General features: G+C 73.5%; 13 protein-coding genes. 3 read left to right on the top strand and 10 right to left on the bottom strand.

Features of this window, described 5'->3' with window-relative positions:
• Positions 1-187 precede the first annotated feature (187 nt).
• Positions 188-1,330, top strand: a complete 1,143-nt coding sequence (locus tag Q0588_RS12580; RefSeq protein WP_298746627.1) for a DNA cytosine methyltransferase — start codon at positions 188-190, stop codon at positions 1,328-1,330.
• Between the two features lie 114 nt (positions 1,331-1,444).
• On the opposite strand, the gene Q0588_RS12575 is transcribed toward Q0588_RS12580, so the two are convergent.
• From Q0588_RS12575 to Q0588_RS12565, 3 genes are all read right to left on the bottom strand, one after another.
• On the bottom strand, positions 1,445-1,867 hold the full coding sequence (locus Q0588_RS12575) for a four-helix bundle copper-binding protein (protein ID WP_298746624.1): 423 nt from the start codon (positions 1,865-1,867) through the stop codon (positions 1,445-1,447).
• 92 nt (positions 1,868-1,959) lie between these two features.
• Complete coding sequence (locus tag Q0588_RS12570) at positions 1,960-2,151, bottom strand: hypothetical protein (RefSeq protein WP_298746619.1); 192 nt, start codon at positions 2,149-2,151, stop codon at positions 1,960-1,962.
• A gap of 124 nt (positions 2,152-2,275) precedes the next feature.
• A complete protein-coding gene (locus Q0588_RS12565) occupies positions 2,276-2,986 on the bottom strand; it encodes a glutathione S-transferase N-terminal domain-containing protein (protein WP_298746617.1) in 711 nt (236 codons plus the stop codon).
• A 214-nt stretch (positions 2,987-3,200) separates the two neighbouring features.
• On the opposite strand from Q0588_RS12565, the gene Q0588_RS12560 reads away from it, so the two are divergent.
• Both Q0588_RS12560 and scpA read left to right on the top strand, forming a co-directional pair.
• Positions 3,201-4,589 (top strand): methylmalonyl-CoA mutase family protein, encoded by a 1,389-nt coding sequence (locus Q0588_RS12560; RefSeq protein WP_298746615.1) that lies wholly within the window; start codon positions 3,201-3,203, stop codon positions 4,587-4,589.
• Positions 4,586-6,727, top strand: coding sequence for a methylmalonyl-CoA mutase (gene scpA, locus Q0588_RS12555; protein ID WP_298746613.1), 2,142 nt, complete (start codon positions 4,586-4,588; stop codon positions 6,725-6,727). The genes Q0588_RS12560 and scpA overlap by 4 nt, the downstream gene beginning before the upstream one ends.
• 3 nt (positions 6,728-6,730) lie before the next feature.
• On the opposite strand, the gene Q0588_RS12550 is transcribed toward scpA, so the two are convergent.
• The 7 genes from Q0588_RS12550 to Q0588_RS12520 form a co-directional block, all read right to left on the bottom strand.
• A complete protein-coding gene (locus Q0588_RS12550) occupies positions 6,731-7,147 on the bottom strand; it encodes a DUF6491 family protein (RefSeq protein ID WP_298746611.1) in 417 nt (138 codons plus the stop codon).
• On the bottom strand, positions 7,144-9,003 hold the full coding sequence (gene mnmD, locus Q0588_RS12545; protein ID WP_298746608.1) for a tRNA (5-methylaminomethyl-2-thiouridine)(34)-methyltransferase MnmD: 1,860 nt from the start codon (positions 9,001-9,003) through the stop codon (positions 7,144-7,146). The genes Q0588_RS12550 and mnmD overlap by 4 nt, the downstream gene beginning before the upstream one ends.
• Positions 9,004-9,081: 78 nt before the next feature.
• On the bottom strand, positions 9,082-9,354 hold the full coding sequence (locus Q0588_RS12540; protein ID WP_298746605.1) for a hypothetical protein: 273 nt from the start codon (positions 9,352-9,354) through the stop codon (positions 9,082-9,084).
• A 174-nt stretch (positions 9,355-9,528) separates the two neighbouring features.
• Positions 9,529-9,762, bottom strand: a complete 234-nt coding sequence (locus Q0588_RS12535; RefSeq protein ID WP_298746601.1) for a hypothetical protein — start codon at positions 9,760-9,762, stop codon at positions 9,529-9,531.
• A gap of 175 nt (positions 9,763-9,937) precedes the next feature.
• A complete protein-coding gene (locus tag Q0588_RS12530) occupies positions 9,938-10,237 on the bottom strand; it encodes a hypothetical protein (protein ID WP_298746598.1) in 300 nt (99 codons plus the stop codon).
• Positions 10,238-10,378: 141 nt separating this feature from the next.
• The gene (gene motA / locus Q0588_RS12525) at positions 10,379-11,248 is read right to left on the bottom strand and encodes a flagellar motor stator protein MotA (RefSeq protein ID WP_298746595.1); all 870 of its coding nucleotides are present in this window, start codon (positions 11,246-11,248) and stop codon (positions 10,379-10,381) included.
• Between the two features lie 78 nt (positions 11,249-11,326).
• Positions 11,327-12,844, bottom strand: a 1,518-nt coding sequence (locus Q0588_RS12520; protein ID WP_298746592.1) for a long-chain-acyl-CoA synthetase, incomplete at its 5' end; no start/stop codon positions are given.

The following is a 12,844-nucleotide window of genomic DNA, read 5'->3' as shown; positions in this document are numbered from 1 at the left end:
CGCCACAGGCCTGGCGGGCGGCCGCCCGCGCCAGCAGGGAATGACCGGCGCCGCGCGAGGGCCCGGCCGGGACCGGGGGCGAAAAATACGGCTTGCGGAATCGGGCCCGCTTCTGTCGCCTGCGGAGGCCGTCTCGCCTGGAGTCGGCCCCATCGCCCCCGGGGCGTTCACCGCGGAAGACGCCGGCATGCCCAGCTTCTACGAATTCTTCGCCGGCGGCGGCATGGTCAGGGCCGGGCTGGGCGAGGGCTGGACCTGCCTGTTCGCCAATGATTTCGACGCCCGCAAGGGCCGGGCCTACGAGGCCAATTGGGGCGTGGGCGGAGAACTGACGGTGGGCGACATCCGCGCCCTGGACGCCGCGGCCCTGCCGGGCGAGCCGGATCTGGTCTGGGGCAGCTTCCCCTGCCAGGACCTGTCTCTGGCCGGGACCGGGGCCGGGCTCGGCGGCGAACGGTCCGGAACCTTCCACGCCTTCATGGGCCTGGTGCGGGGGCTGGCCGGCCAGGGCCGCGCGCCGCGGCTGGTCGCGATCGAGAATGTCTGCGGGACCCTGACCTCGCACGGCGGACGGGATTTCGAGGCGATCTGCGCGGCTTTCGCCCAGGCCGGCTACCGCTACGGGCCGCTGGTCGTCAACGCCGAGCTGTTCGTGCCCCAGAGCCGGCCGCGGCTGTTCGTGATCGGCGTGCGCGACGGCGCGGAGATCGCGCCCGGACTGCTGTGCCGGGAGCCGGCCGGGCCGTTCCACGGCCGCGCGGTGCGCCGGGCCGCGGCGGCGCTGCCGGAGCCGGGCCGCGAACGCCTGCTGTGGTGGAATCTGCCGCCGCCGCCGCCCCGGGCGGCGACCTTCGCGGACCTGGTCGAGGAGGCCCCGGACGGCGTCCGCTGGCATGACCCGGCCGAGACCGGGCGGCTGCTCGGCCTGATGTCGCCGGTCAATGCGGCCAAGGTCGAGGCGGCGCGACGGGCCGGGCGCCGCATGGTCGGCGGCGTCTACCGGCGCACCCGGGTCGAGGCGGGCGCCAAGGTGCAGCGCGCCGAGGTGCGCTTCGACGACCTGGCCGGCTGCCTGAGGACCCCCGCCGGCGGCTCAAGCCGCCAGATCATCCTGGTGGTGGACGGCCGCCGGGTCCGGTCGCGGCTGCTGTCGCCGCGGGAGACGGCGCGGCTGATGGGCCTGCCCGACGACTTCGTGCTGCCGCCCAACTCCAGCGACGCCTACCATCTGACCGGGGACGGGGTCGCGGCGCCCGTGGTGCGCCATCTGGCGCGGCGCCTGTTCGAGCCGCTGATCGCCGCCCCCGCCTCCCGGCGCCGGGCCGCCTGAGCGGGCCCGGGGGTCGGCCCCGACGCCCCCGGATCTTCGCTCCAGCATTAGACTGGAGCCTGATTTACGGCCTCGGCGGAATCGCGAAGCGATTCCGCCTCAACCGATCAGGCTCTAGTGGCGGGGCGCGTCGGCGGCGGGCAGGCTCGCGACCGCGTCACGGCAGGCGCGCTCGCAGTCGCGGCAGGCCTCGGCGCAGATGCGGCAGTGCTGATGCATCGCGGCGTGGAGCTCGCACTCCTCGGCGCAGCGGGCGCAGGCCAGTTCGCAGGCCCGAAGCTGGGCGGCGATCACCGGCACGTCGCCGCCCGAGCGCCGGGTGGCGATCAGGCCGCTGGTCAGGCAGACGTCGGCGCAGTCCATGTTGAGCCGGATGCACTGGACCAGCTGGGCGACCCTTTCCTCGCCGAGGCAGGCGTCGGCGCAGGAGGCGCAGACCTGGGCGCAGTCGAAACAGGCCTCGACGCAGCGGGCGAGGGCGGTGTTGACCTCGCCGCGGACGTGGGGGTGGGCGGCGATCATCTGTTGGGCGTGCATGACGGACTCCGGGTTGAGGTTCGGCGGACCAACCGGCCGCGGCCGGGGAAGTTCTCGGCCCGGCGCGGAAAAATCGCCCGGGACGGAGCCGGTCAGGTCTCCGGGGGCCGCCGCCGCGCGCCGCCGGCCCCGGCCTGGTGCTCGATCCGCCCGCTCTCGACCTCGGTGCGCGAGAACACCTCTTCCTGACCGGCCTCGAGCAATTCCTCCGCCGGTCCGCCGAGGCCGCCGACGACCAGGCCGGGCGGAGCGGCGGCGGGAGCCTTGCCGGACGTGCGGGTCATGTCGCGGCAACGGCGCAGGCCGCCGCGGGTTCCGCGCCGGCGGGCCCGGCGACCAGCTGGCCCTGCTCGGCGGCGGGGCGGCGACGGTGGCCGTCGTCTGGCAGGCCCTGCCGACGGTGATCGGCTATTGGGCGTCGGGCCGCCTCGGCATCTCCAGCCCGCGCTGCACCGCCGGACGGGCGAGGCCGCGCTCCAGCCAGGCCGGCACGTTCTTCAGCGTGTCGAACTCGACCAGATCGCCGGCCTCGTAGAAGCCGATCAGATTGCGCACCCAGCCCAGCATGGAGATGTCGGCGATGGTGTATTCGCCCATGACCCAGTCGCGGCCTTCCAGCCGCCGGTCGAGCACCCCGAGCAGCCGCTTCGACTCGGCGACGTAGCGCTGCAGCGGCCGCTTGTCCTCGTACTCCCGCCCGGCGAATTTGTGGAAGAAGCCGAGCTGGCCGAACATCGGCCCCAGCCCGCCCATCTGCCACATGACCCACTGGATCGTCTCGTAGCGGGCGGCGGCGTCGGCGGGGATCAGCTTGCCGGTCTTCTCGGCGAGGTAGATCAGGATGGCTCCCGACTCGAACAGGGCCAGCGGCTTGCCGCCCGGGCCGTCGGGATCGAGGATGGCGGGGATCTTGCCGTTGGGGTTCAGCGACAGGAATTCCGGAACCCAGGTCTCGCCCTTGTTGATGTCGACCAGATGCGGCTCATACGGCAGGCCGGTCTCCTCCAGCATGATCGACGCCTTCACCCCGTTGGGCGTGTTCAGCGAATAGAGCTGCAGGCGGTCGGGATGCCGGGCCGGCCAGCGGCGGGTGATCGGGAAGGCGGAAAGGTCGGCCATGACAAGCTCCTGCTGCGTCCGGAAGGGATATAGGCGGGCGAAGCTTAACCGAAACCGCTTCGGTGGCTCATTTGCGCGGCCGATCGACGGGGCGATATGTCGTCTGTTTCCCGACGGAGGAGGACGCCGGCCCCGGCGCTGCGAACGGTCTTTTTCGCCCCGGTCGGCCGGCCCTCGGCTGGACCGCGCGCGCGCGTGAGGGCATTGGAGGCGGATGACGTTTCCGACCCCGTCCCCCGCCGACTGGAAGGCCCTGGCCGAGAAGGCGCTGAAGGACCGGCCGATCGAGAGCCTGATCCACCTCGACGCCGACCAGCTGGCCATCCGGCCGCTCTACGCCGCGGCGACGGGCGCCGAGCCGCTGTCCGCCCCCCGCCCGTCGGACGCCGCCGGCCGGCCGTGGGACCTGCGCACCCTGGTCGAGGGCGACGACGCGGCGGCGGTCAATGCGGCGGTGCTGGCCGACCTCGAGGGCGGCGCGGCTTCGGTGGTGCTCAGAGGCGCGGCGCTGGCCGACCCGGCCCCCCTGGTGGCGGCGCTGGACGGGGTGGCGCTGGAGCTGGCGGCGGTCGGGCTGGACGCCGGGCTGGGCGGACCGGAGGCGGCCAACGCCCTCGCCGTGGCCGCCAAGGGTTCGCCGCGGGCCAGGCTGATGTTCCACATGGACCCGGTCTCGGCCTTCGCCGAGACCGGCGAGGCCCCGCGCGCCATGGAGGAGCATCTGGGGCTGGCCGCCAACACCGCGGCGCGCCACGCCGCCGCCTATCCGGAGGCGACCTTCTTCCTCGCCGGGGGCCGGGTGGTCCATGAGGCGGGCGGCTCGATCGGGCAGGAACTGGCCTTCGTGGCCGCCAATGCGACGGCTCTCGTCCGGGCCGCCCTCGAGGCCGGGATGACGGCGGAGCAGGCCCTCAAGGGAACCGTGCTCGGCGTCGCCGTCGACCAGGAGTATTTCGACGGCCTCGCCAAGGTCCGCGCCCTGCGCCTGATCTGGCGTTCGCTCAGCCGCGCCTTCGGGGCCGAGACCCCCGCCGTCATCGAGGCGCGCTCGTCCCGCCGGATGCTGGCGGCGCGCGATCCGTGGCCGAACCTGCTCAGGCTGACGGCGGCCGGCTTCGCCGGGGCGGTCGGCGGGGCCGACGCAGTGGTGCTGGACGGCTTCTCCCGCGCCCGCGGCCGGCCGGACGCCTTCGCCCGCCGCCAGGCGCGCAACACCCAGCTGGTGCTGATGGAGGAGGCCCATGTCGGGCGGGTCGCCGATCCGGCGGCGGGGTCGTGGTTCCTCGACCAGCGCACGCGCGAGCTGGCCGAGGCGGGCTGGGCCGAATTCCAGCGGATCGAGGCCGAGGGCGGCATCGTCGAGGCCCTGCGCGGGCATCTGGTCCAGCCGCGCGTGGCGCGGGCGCGGCAGGCGCTGGAGGCGGCGCTGGCCGGCGGCGGCGCGGCGATGGTCGGGGTGACCCGGTTCATCGACCCCGGGCCCCGCCCCGCGCCCGCCGAACCGGAGCCCGCCGTGGCGCCGGAGGGCGGCGGCGACGCCTGCGTGCCGCTGACGCCGATCCGCCTCGCCGCCGCCTTCGAGACCGGGGAGGCCGGCCGGTGACGGGCCCGGATTTCACCCGGGTCGAGCTCGACCCCGGCCCGACCGGGCCGGCTCCCGCCGGCGAGCCGTGGCGCACGCCCGAGGGTCTGGACGTGGCCCCCGCCTATGGCGCCCCGGCCCTGGAGGGGCTCGATTTCATCCATGGCCTGCCCGGGATCGCGCCCTTCCATCGCGGGCCCTATCCGACGATGTATGCGTCCAATCCCTGGACCATCCGCCAGTATGCCGGCTTCTCCACCGCGGAGGCGTCCAACGCCTTCTACCGCCGCAATCTCGAGGCCGGTCAGAAGGGGCTGTCGATCGCCTTCGACCTGGCCACCCACCGCGGCTACGACAGCGACCACCCGCGGGTGAGGGGCGACGTCGGCATGGCCGGGGTGGCCATCGACTCCATCTACGACATGCGCACCCTGTTCGACGGCATCCCGCTCGACAAGATGTCGGTGTCGATGACCATGAACGGCGCGGTCCTGCCGGTGCTGGCCCTCTATATCGTGGCGGCGGAGGAGCAGGGGGTGCCGCACGCGGCCCTGACCGGGACCATCCAGAACGACATCCTCAAGGAGTTCATGGTCCGCAACACCTACATCTACCCCCCCGGGCCGAGCATGCGGATCATCTCGGACATCTTCGCCTGGACGGCCGAGCACGCCCCCAGGTTCAACTCGATCTCGATCAGCGGCTACCATATGCAGGAGGCCGGCGCCTCCGCCGACCTCGAGCTGGCCTACACCCTGGCCGACGGCGTCGAATACCTGAGGGCGGGGATCGACGCCGGCATGGCCGTCGACCGGTTCGCCCCGCGGCTGAGCTTCTTCTGGGCCATCGGCATGAACTATTTCATGGAGGTGGCCAAGCTGCGCGCCGGCCGCCTGCTGTGGGCCGAGGCGGTCTCGAAATTCGGGGCGAAGGACCCCCGCTCGCTGTCGCTGCGGGCCCACTGCCAGACCTCGGGCTGGTCGCTGGCGGCGCAGGACGTGTTCAACAACGTCAGCCGCACCATGGTCGAGGCCATGGCGGCGGCGGGGGGCCAGACCCAGAGCCTGCACACCAACAGCCTCGACGAGGCCCTGGCCCTGCCCACCGACTTCTCGGCCCGGATCGCCCGCAACACCCAGCTGCTGCTGCAGCTGGAGACCGGCCTGACCCGGGTCATCGACCCCTGGGGCGGCAGCTACTACGTCGAGCGCCTGACCCACGAACTGGCGCAACGGGCCCGGGCCCACATGGCCGAGGTCGAAGCTCTGGGCGGCATGGCCAGGGCCATCGAGGCGGGGGTGCCCAAGCTGCGCATCGAGGAATCGGCGGCGAAGACCCAGGCCCGCATCGACACCGGCCAGCAGACCGTCGTGGGGGTGAACAAATACCTCGCCGACCACGTCGACGACATTCCGGTGCTCAAGGTCGACAACGCCGCCGTGCTGGCGTCGCAGCTCGACAAGCTGAAGCGGCTCCGCGCCGAACGCGACGAGGCGAAGACGCAGGCGGCGCTGGACGCGCTGACCAACGGCGCGCGCGCAAACGCCAACCTGCTGCAGCTGTCGGTCGAGGCGGCCCGCGCCTGCGCCACGGTCGGCGAAATCTCCGACGCGCTGGAGGCCGCCTTCGGCCGCCACGTCGCCACGGTGAAGACGGTCTCGGGCGTCTATGCCCGGGAGGCCGGGGCCGATCCGAAGATCGCCCGCGCCCGCGACATGGTCGCCGCCTTCGTCGACAACGACGGCGGGCCGCCGCGCATCCTGATCGCCAAGCTCGGCCAGGACGGCCACGACCGCGGCCAGAAGGTCATCGCCACCGCCTATGGCGACCTCGGCTTCGAGGCCACGGCGGGGGCCCTGTTCCAGACTCCGGCCGAGGCGGCGAGGGAGGCGGTCGAGCGCGGCGTCCACGCCGTCGGAGCCTCGTCCCTGGCCGCCGGCCACCTGACCCTGGTGCCCGAACTGAAGGCCGAGCTGGAACGGCTGGGCCGCTCCGACATCATGATCGTGGTCGGCGGCGTCATCCCTCCGTCCGACGTCCAGACCCTGATCGACATGGGCGCGGCGGCCGTCTATCCGCCCGGCTCGGTCATCGCCGACACCGCCATCGACCTGATCGAGAAGCTGAACCAGCGCCTCGGCTACGCCCAGAAGGCCTGACGGTCAGGGCCGGTGGGCGTCGGGCAGGGCCTCGACCTCGGCCGCGGTCAGCGTCCGGCTGACCCGGGCGCGGCAGGTCGCGACCGGGGCGGACGAGGCCGGCAGGGTGATCCGCGCCCAGTCGCCGGTGCAGATGCGGCCGCCGGCGAGGGCGCCGGTCTCGGAGGTGACGGCGATCTGGTGGGCGACGTCCAGATCGATGCAGCCGCCGGCGGTGTTGAGCTCGAACACCTGGTCGCGCAGGGCGCGCACATAGAGCCGGCCCGCCCCCGCGGCGCGGAAATTGCGCACCTGGTCGCCGCTGAAGCAGCGCGTCGCCGCCGCGGCGCCGGCGGCGGAGGTCCCGTCGGAAGTCGGCGCGCAGGCGGCGGCCAGGGCTGCGGCCGCGGCGATGGCGGCGTATGACGTCAGGCGGTTCATGGTTCGGTCTCCGGATCCCTGGCGGGCGCCTCCCCGGCCCCCCGGCCACGGTCCGCCTCCGGCGACGGTTGCGCAAGGGCGCCGGCGATCACGAAACGCATCGGATCGACCCGCTCCGCCAGGCCCGCCGGCAGCGGCGACGGCGCGCCCGCGGCCGCGGCGGCCACGTGTTCGGCCAGCAGCGGGGCGAGGCAGAAGCCGCGCGAGCCGAACCCCGTCAGGGCGAACAGGCCGGGCCCCAGGGCTCCGGCCAGCGGCAGCCGGTCGGGGGTGGCGGCGCGGACCGCGGCCCTGCCGCCCAGGTCGCCCGCGCCCGCCACGCGCGCGGCCAGTTCCGGCAGGCGGGCGGCGAGGGCGTGCAGATTGCGGGCGCGGGCGGCGGCGTCGGTCCCGGCCGTCGTCACGCCCCGGTCGTGGGTGGCGCCGAACAGCACGCCGTCCGGCGTCGGCGAGGCGTAGCCGCCCCAGGCGACCGGCGGAGCGCCGACGCCTGGGGCCCACTCGGCCTGGCCGCGGACCGGCGACAACGGCAGGTCGGGGCGCAGGGCCGCTGCGCCCCAGCCGGCCGCGACGACGACGACGCCGGCCTCGAGAATGAGCCCGCCGGCCGCGTCGACCAGACGCCAACCGTCCCGCCCCGGCTCGATCCGGGCCACGGCCGCGGTCACCCGACCGGCCGGGCCGAGCCAGGCGTCGAGAACCGGTCGGGGGTTCAGCGCGAGGGCGTCGCGCATGAACAGGCCGCCGGTCTCCACCGGTTCGCCCAGCCGGCGGGCGCAGGCGGCGGCGTCCTGCGTCGACATCGCCCCGTCGGGCCAGATCTCCTGGGCGGCGACCCTGGCGAACCGGGCGGCGTCCCGCGCGGCCTGCTCGAGCTGCAGCACCCCCTCGGCGACGACGGCGCCCGGCACGGCCGCATAGAGGGCGCGGGCGCGCGACAGGGCCTGGGCGTTGAGGGCGGCGATGGCGGCGTCGCCGACGTCGAGCCGGGGCGTGACCAGCGCCGACGGGAAGCCCGAGCCGCCGGCGCCCGGCCCCGCCTGTTCGACGAGGGTGCAGGGCAGGCCGAGGGCGGCGAAGGCCCGGACCGCGGCGGCGCCGGCGATGCCCGCCCCGATGACGGCGACGGTCGGCGCCGCGGCCGCCGCCCCGGCGGCGTCGGGCCGGCGCGCCTCCAGCCGTTCCCGCTTGCGGCCGTGGCCGGGCCGCCGGGCGACCGCGAAGCCGCGATCGGCCAGGCCGCGCCGCACCGCTCCGGCGACGGTGAAGGTGGCGGCCCTTGCCCCCGGGGCCGAGCGCGCGGCGACCCCGTCGAGCACCGCCTCCGACCACATGGCCGGATTGGTCGCCGGGGCGAAGCCGTCGAGGAACCAGGCGTCGGCCCGGCCCGACCACTGCGACAGCGCCCAGGCGGCCTCGCCCACCGCGATGTCGAGGGTGGCGCTGAAGCCCGGCAGGTCGAGGCGATGGAAGCCGGGGGTCGGCCCCGGCCAGGCGTCGAGCAGGGCGCCGGCCGCCCCGGCCAGCTCCGGCCAGTGGGCGAGGGCGCGGGCGGCCTCGTCCCGGCGCATCGGATAGGCCTCGACCGAGAGGATGTGCAGCCGGCCGGCCGGCGGCCCCTCCCGGCGCCACAGGTCGAGCAGGGCGGCGATGTTCAGCCCGGTCCCGAAGCCGAGCTCGGCCACGGTGAAGCGCCGGCGGCCCCGCCACGCCTCCGGCAGGCCGCAGCCGGCGAGAAACACGGCCCGGCTCTCGGCCAGGCCGTCCTCGCGCGAGAAATAGATGTCGTCGAACCGCCCCGAGCGCGGCGCGCCGTCCTCGGTCCAGACCAGACGGGGCGAGCGGTCGTCAGTCATGGCTTGGGCCCGGCCGGAACACGCGCCGGCGAGAAAGGGGCCGCCCGCGGACGGCCCCTGATCCGGGGTCGCGGGGGATCAGTGCCCTTCGGCGGCCGGGGTCGGCGCGGCGGCGGGCTCGGGCGCCGGCGCGGCGGCCTGGGCGGCCGTGGAGGCCTCGGCGGCTTCGGCGGCGGCCCTGGCGTCGGCGGCGGTCTGCTCGACCGTCTGGTCGACGGCGGCCGGGTCGGCGACGCCGGAGGCCTCGGCGGCTTCGGACGCGGCCGCCGGGGCCTCGTCCTCGGCGTTGTTGTTGCAGGCGGCCAGGGCCAGGGCGGCGGCGGAGGCGGCGATCAGGGCGACGATGCGCATGGGGAGATCCTTCGTTCGAACGGACGATACTGTCCCGCCGCCGAGATACCGAGGCCGGCGCCGGGCCCGCAAGCGAAATTGGCGCGGGGCCGCCGGGACGGGGGGCGACGAAAAAGGGCCGCCCGCGAGGGCGACCCTTTCCGAACGAACCCGGAGGTTCGCCTGACTCGGATATTACTGAGCCGGCGCCGGGGTGGTCTCGGCGGCCGGGGTCTCGGCGGCCGGGGCGGTTTCGGCGGCCGGGGTCTCGGCGGTCATGGCGCCTTCGGCGGCGGCGGCTTCCGGAGCGGCGGCTTCGGCTTCGGCGGCGGCGGCTTCCGGAGCGGCTTCTTCGGTCTTCTCGGCGGGCTGGCAGGCGGCCAGGGCCAGGGCGGCGGCGGAGGCGGCGATCAGGGCAACGATGCGCATGGTGTTTCTTCCTTCAGAAGGGTCATACGAGGTCATGAATCCTCGCAGGCCGAGATAACGACTTCGTGAGCGCATAAGCAAGTGAAATTCTCACGGGTTCGTGAACGCCCGTCATCCACGCAAAAAAGGGGACCGCAGGGCGATCCCCTTTCCTGAAGGTTCGAGGGCGCCGGGCCTACATCGGCGGCGGCGACGAGGTGGCCGGCGACGTCGACCCGTTCGGCTCCGGCGGCAGGGTCGGCGGCGTCTGGCCCGGCGGGGTGGTCGCGCCGTCGGGATCGGCGGGCGTCGTCGTCCCGGGCGTCGTTCCCGTGGTCCCGTCCGCCGGGGCCATGGTCCCGGCGGTGGCGGGCGCCGTGGTCGAGGTCTCGGCCCCCGCGGCGGCGGCGTCCTCGGCCTTCTCGTCCCCGGCCGGGGTGCAGGCCGCCAGGGCCAGGGCCCCGACCGCCGCGGCGGTGATCATCATCAGCTTCATGCGTGTTCCTCCGCGCGATCGCCCGGGCGAAACAGCCGCCCGCCTCCACGATCGGTCCCGCGGGTAACCGGCCGCGGGCGCGGCTGTTCCCGGGGCCGTGATCTCCGGTGAGAGGCGGTGATGGGGCCGTGATCCGGCGGCTCAGGCCTCGGCCGGCGCGCCCTGCAGCGACTCCTCCATCTCGAGGAAGGAGGGCTGGGCCGACGAGGGGATGTCGCCGCGGCCGATCTCCACCGAAATCTGCGCCGCATTGCCGTGCAGGTGGGCCACGAGCACCGACTGGATGATCTTGTAGAAGGCGCCGTCGCCGTCGACGATGTCCTTCAGCCGCACCGCCATCGGTCCGACCAGGCCATAGGCGAGGAAGACCCCGAGGAAGGTGCCGACCAGGGCCCCGCCGATCATGCCGCCGAGGATTTCGGGCGGTTCGGTGATCGAGCCCATGGTCTTGATGACCCCGAGCACGGCGGCGACGATGCCCAGCGCCGGCAGGCCGTCGGCCATGGTCTGCAGCGCATGGGCCCCGGCCAGCCCCTCGTGGTGGTGCTTCTCCAGCTGCTTCTCCATGGCGTCCTCGATCTGGTGCGGGTCCTCGAGGTTCATGGTCATCATCCGCAGGGTGTCGCAGATGAAGTCGGTGGCGAAATGGTCCTTCAGGATTTTCGGATATTTCTGGAAGATGGCGCTCTCGGCCGGCTTCTCGATATGGCTCTCGAGGGCGATGACGCCCTTCGACTTCATCGTCTTGGTCAGCTGGAACAGCAGCGACAGCAGGTCCTTGTAATCCTGCCGCTTCCACTTGTTGCCGGCGAAGACCTTGCCGAAGCCGGCGAGGGTGGCCTTGATGGTCGGGACGCTGTTGCCGATCAGGAAGGCGGCCACCCCGGCCCCCAGGATGGCCATCAGCTCGTACGGCAGAGAGTGGAGGATGACGGCCATCTTGCCGCCCGCCAGGATGTAGCTGCCGAACACCATGCCGAACAGCAGGACGATGCCGATGATCTGGAACATGAAAAGCCGGGATCCTGACGCGAGAGGCCGCCAACATCGCCGTTAATCATTAAGGGGCGGTTGCGGCCCCGCACGTCCCTACAGCCGGGTTTCGCCGTCGAGGATGGCCCGCAGGGCCGTATCGCCCAGCCTGGTGTAGCCGCTGCGGCCGCCCCGCACATAGACGGCCCCGTCGATCCGGGCCGGATCGTATCCGTCGGCGACCAGGTCGGTCTTGCGGTATTTGAAGGTGCCGGTGGTGTCGGCCGCCTTGATGATCCGCACGAAGACCGGACGGGCGTAGGCCGGCAGCTCCCGGTCGACCCAGGCGGCGAAGGCGCGGGCGCCGAACTTGCCGTCGACCACCAGGGCGACCATGCCGGCCTTGCCGTCGTAGCCGGGGACCGGGACGCCGTAGGCGACGACCTCCCGGACCCCCGGGGCCTCGGCCAGGCGCTGCTCGACCTCGGCCGTCGAGACATTCTCGCCCTTCCAGCGGAAGGTGTCGCCGATCCGGTCGATGAAATAGACGTAGCCTTCCGAGTCCTGGCGCATCAGGTCGCCGGTGCGGAACCAGCGGTCGCCGCGCACGAAGACGTCGCGCAGGATCTTCTTTTCCGAGGCGGCCTTGTCGGCATAGCCGGAGAAGGCGTGGCGGCTGTCGTCGCCGATCCGGCCGATGGCCTCGCCGACCTCGCCCGGCCGGGCCGGCTGGCACAGGCCGTCGGGCCCGCGCACCGGCTCCTCGCTGTCGATATCGAAGCGGACCAGGCGGAAATTGATCTGCTTCTTCAGGAAACCCGGGGCGCGGCCGATCGCACCCGGCTTGCCGTCGAAATTGAACAGCGAGACATTGCCTTCGGTCGAGCCGTAGAATTCGAGGATTTCGGGCACCGCGAACCGTGTCTGGAACTCGGTCCAGACCTCGGGGCGCAGGCCGTTGCCGAAGGCCAGGCGCAGCTTGTGGGCGCGCTCGTCCGGGCCCGCCGGGCAGTTGACCAGATAGCGGCACAGCTCGCCGATATAGACGAACAGGGTCGCGCCGGAGGCCTTGACGTCGGGCCAGAAATTCGAGGCCGAGAAGCGCTTGCGCAGCACCAGCCGGCCGCCGTTCAGCAGGGCCGGCCCGATGCCGACGAGCCCGCCCGTGGAGTGATACAGCGGCAGGACGTTGAAGGTGACGTCCTTGTCGGTCGCCGCCGTGGCCCCGGCGAAGGCGCGCATATAGGTGCGGGCCCGGGCGTGGGTGATCCGGGCCGCCTTGGGCAGGCCGGTGGTGCCCGAGGTGTAGATGTACAGGGCGGTTTCGCGGTTGGTCAGGCCCGAGCGCACCGAGCGGGCCGGCCGCACCGAGGAGGCCCCCCGAACCGGCTTGTCGAGGCCGCGGCGCGCGTCGGCCTCGTCGGCGTCGGCGAGGCCCAGCACCCAGAGCATGAGATTGCGGCCGGCGAGCGGGCGGGCGTCCTCGACCTTGCGCCACGAGTCGGCGTCGGTGACCACCTGGGAGGCGTTGGAGATCGACAGGCAGTGGGCCAGGGCGTGGCCGGTCAGATTGGTGTTGATCAGGGCGGTGGCGACGCCGACCTTGGAGAAGCCCATCCAGGCGGCGATGTATTC

Origin of the sequence: uncultured Brevundimonas sp. (assembly GCF_937870815.1) — a bacterium.
Classification (GTDB): Bacteria; Pseudomonadota; Alphaproteobacteria; order Caulobacterales; family Caulobacteraceae; genus Brevundimonas.
Note: the sequence above shows the minus strand (reverse complement) of the source record. Positions and strands in the feature narration are given on the sequence as shown.

Excerpts from the sequence above, each read along its gene's own strand:
- Q0588_RS12580 (WP_298746627.1), top strand. The coding sequence starts at position 188 with ATGCCCAGCTTCTACGAATTCTTCGCCGGCGGCGGCATGGTCAGGGCC.
- Q0588_RS12575 (WP_298746624.1), bottom strand. The coding sequence starts at position 1,867 with ATGCACGCCCAACAGATGATCGCCGCCCACCCCCACGTCCGCGGCGAG.
- Q0588_RS12570 (WP_298746619.1), bottom strand. The coding sequence starts at position 2,151 with ATGACCCGCACGTCCGGCAAGGCTCCCGCCGCCGCTCCGCCCGGCCTG.
- Q0588_RS12565 (WP_298746617.1), bottom strand. The coding sequence starts at position 2,986 with ATGGCCGACCTTTCCGCCTTCCCGATCACCCGCCGCTGGCCGGCCCGG.
- Q0588_RS12560 (WP_298746615.1), top strand. The coding sequence starts at position 3,201 with ATGACGTTTCCGACCCCGTCCCCCGCCGACTGGAAGGCCCTGGCCGAG.
- Q0588_RS12550 (WP_298746611.1), bottom strand. The coding sequence starts at position 7,147 with ATGAACCGCCTGACGTCATACGCCGCCATCGCCGCGGCCGCAGCCCTG.
- mnmD (WP_298746608.1), bottom strand. The coding sequence starts at position 9,003 with ATGACTGACGACCGCTCGCCCCGTCTGGTCTGGACCGAGGACGGCGCG.
- Q0588_RS12540 (WP_298746605.1), bottom strand. The coding sequence starts at position 9,354 with ATGCGCATCGTCGCCCTGATCGCCGCCTCCGCCGCCGCCCTGGCCCTG.
- Q0588_RS12535 (WP_298746601.1), bottom strand. The coding sequence starts at position 9,762 with ATGCGCATCGTTGCCCTGATCGCCGCCTCCGCCGCCGCCCTGGCCCTG.
- Q0588_RS12530 (WP_298746598.1), bottom strand. The coding sequence starts at position 10,237 with ATGAAGCTGATGATGATCACCGCCGCGGCGGTCGGGGCCCTGGCCCTG.
- motA (WP_298746595.1), bottom strand. The coding sequence starts at position 11,248 with ATGTTCCAGATCATCGGCATCGTCCTGCTGTTCGGCATGGTGTTCGGC.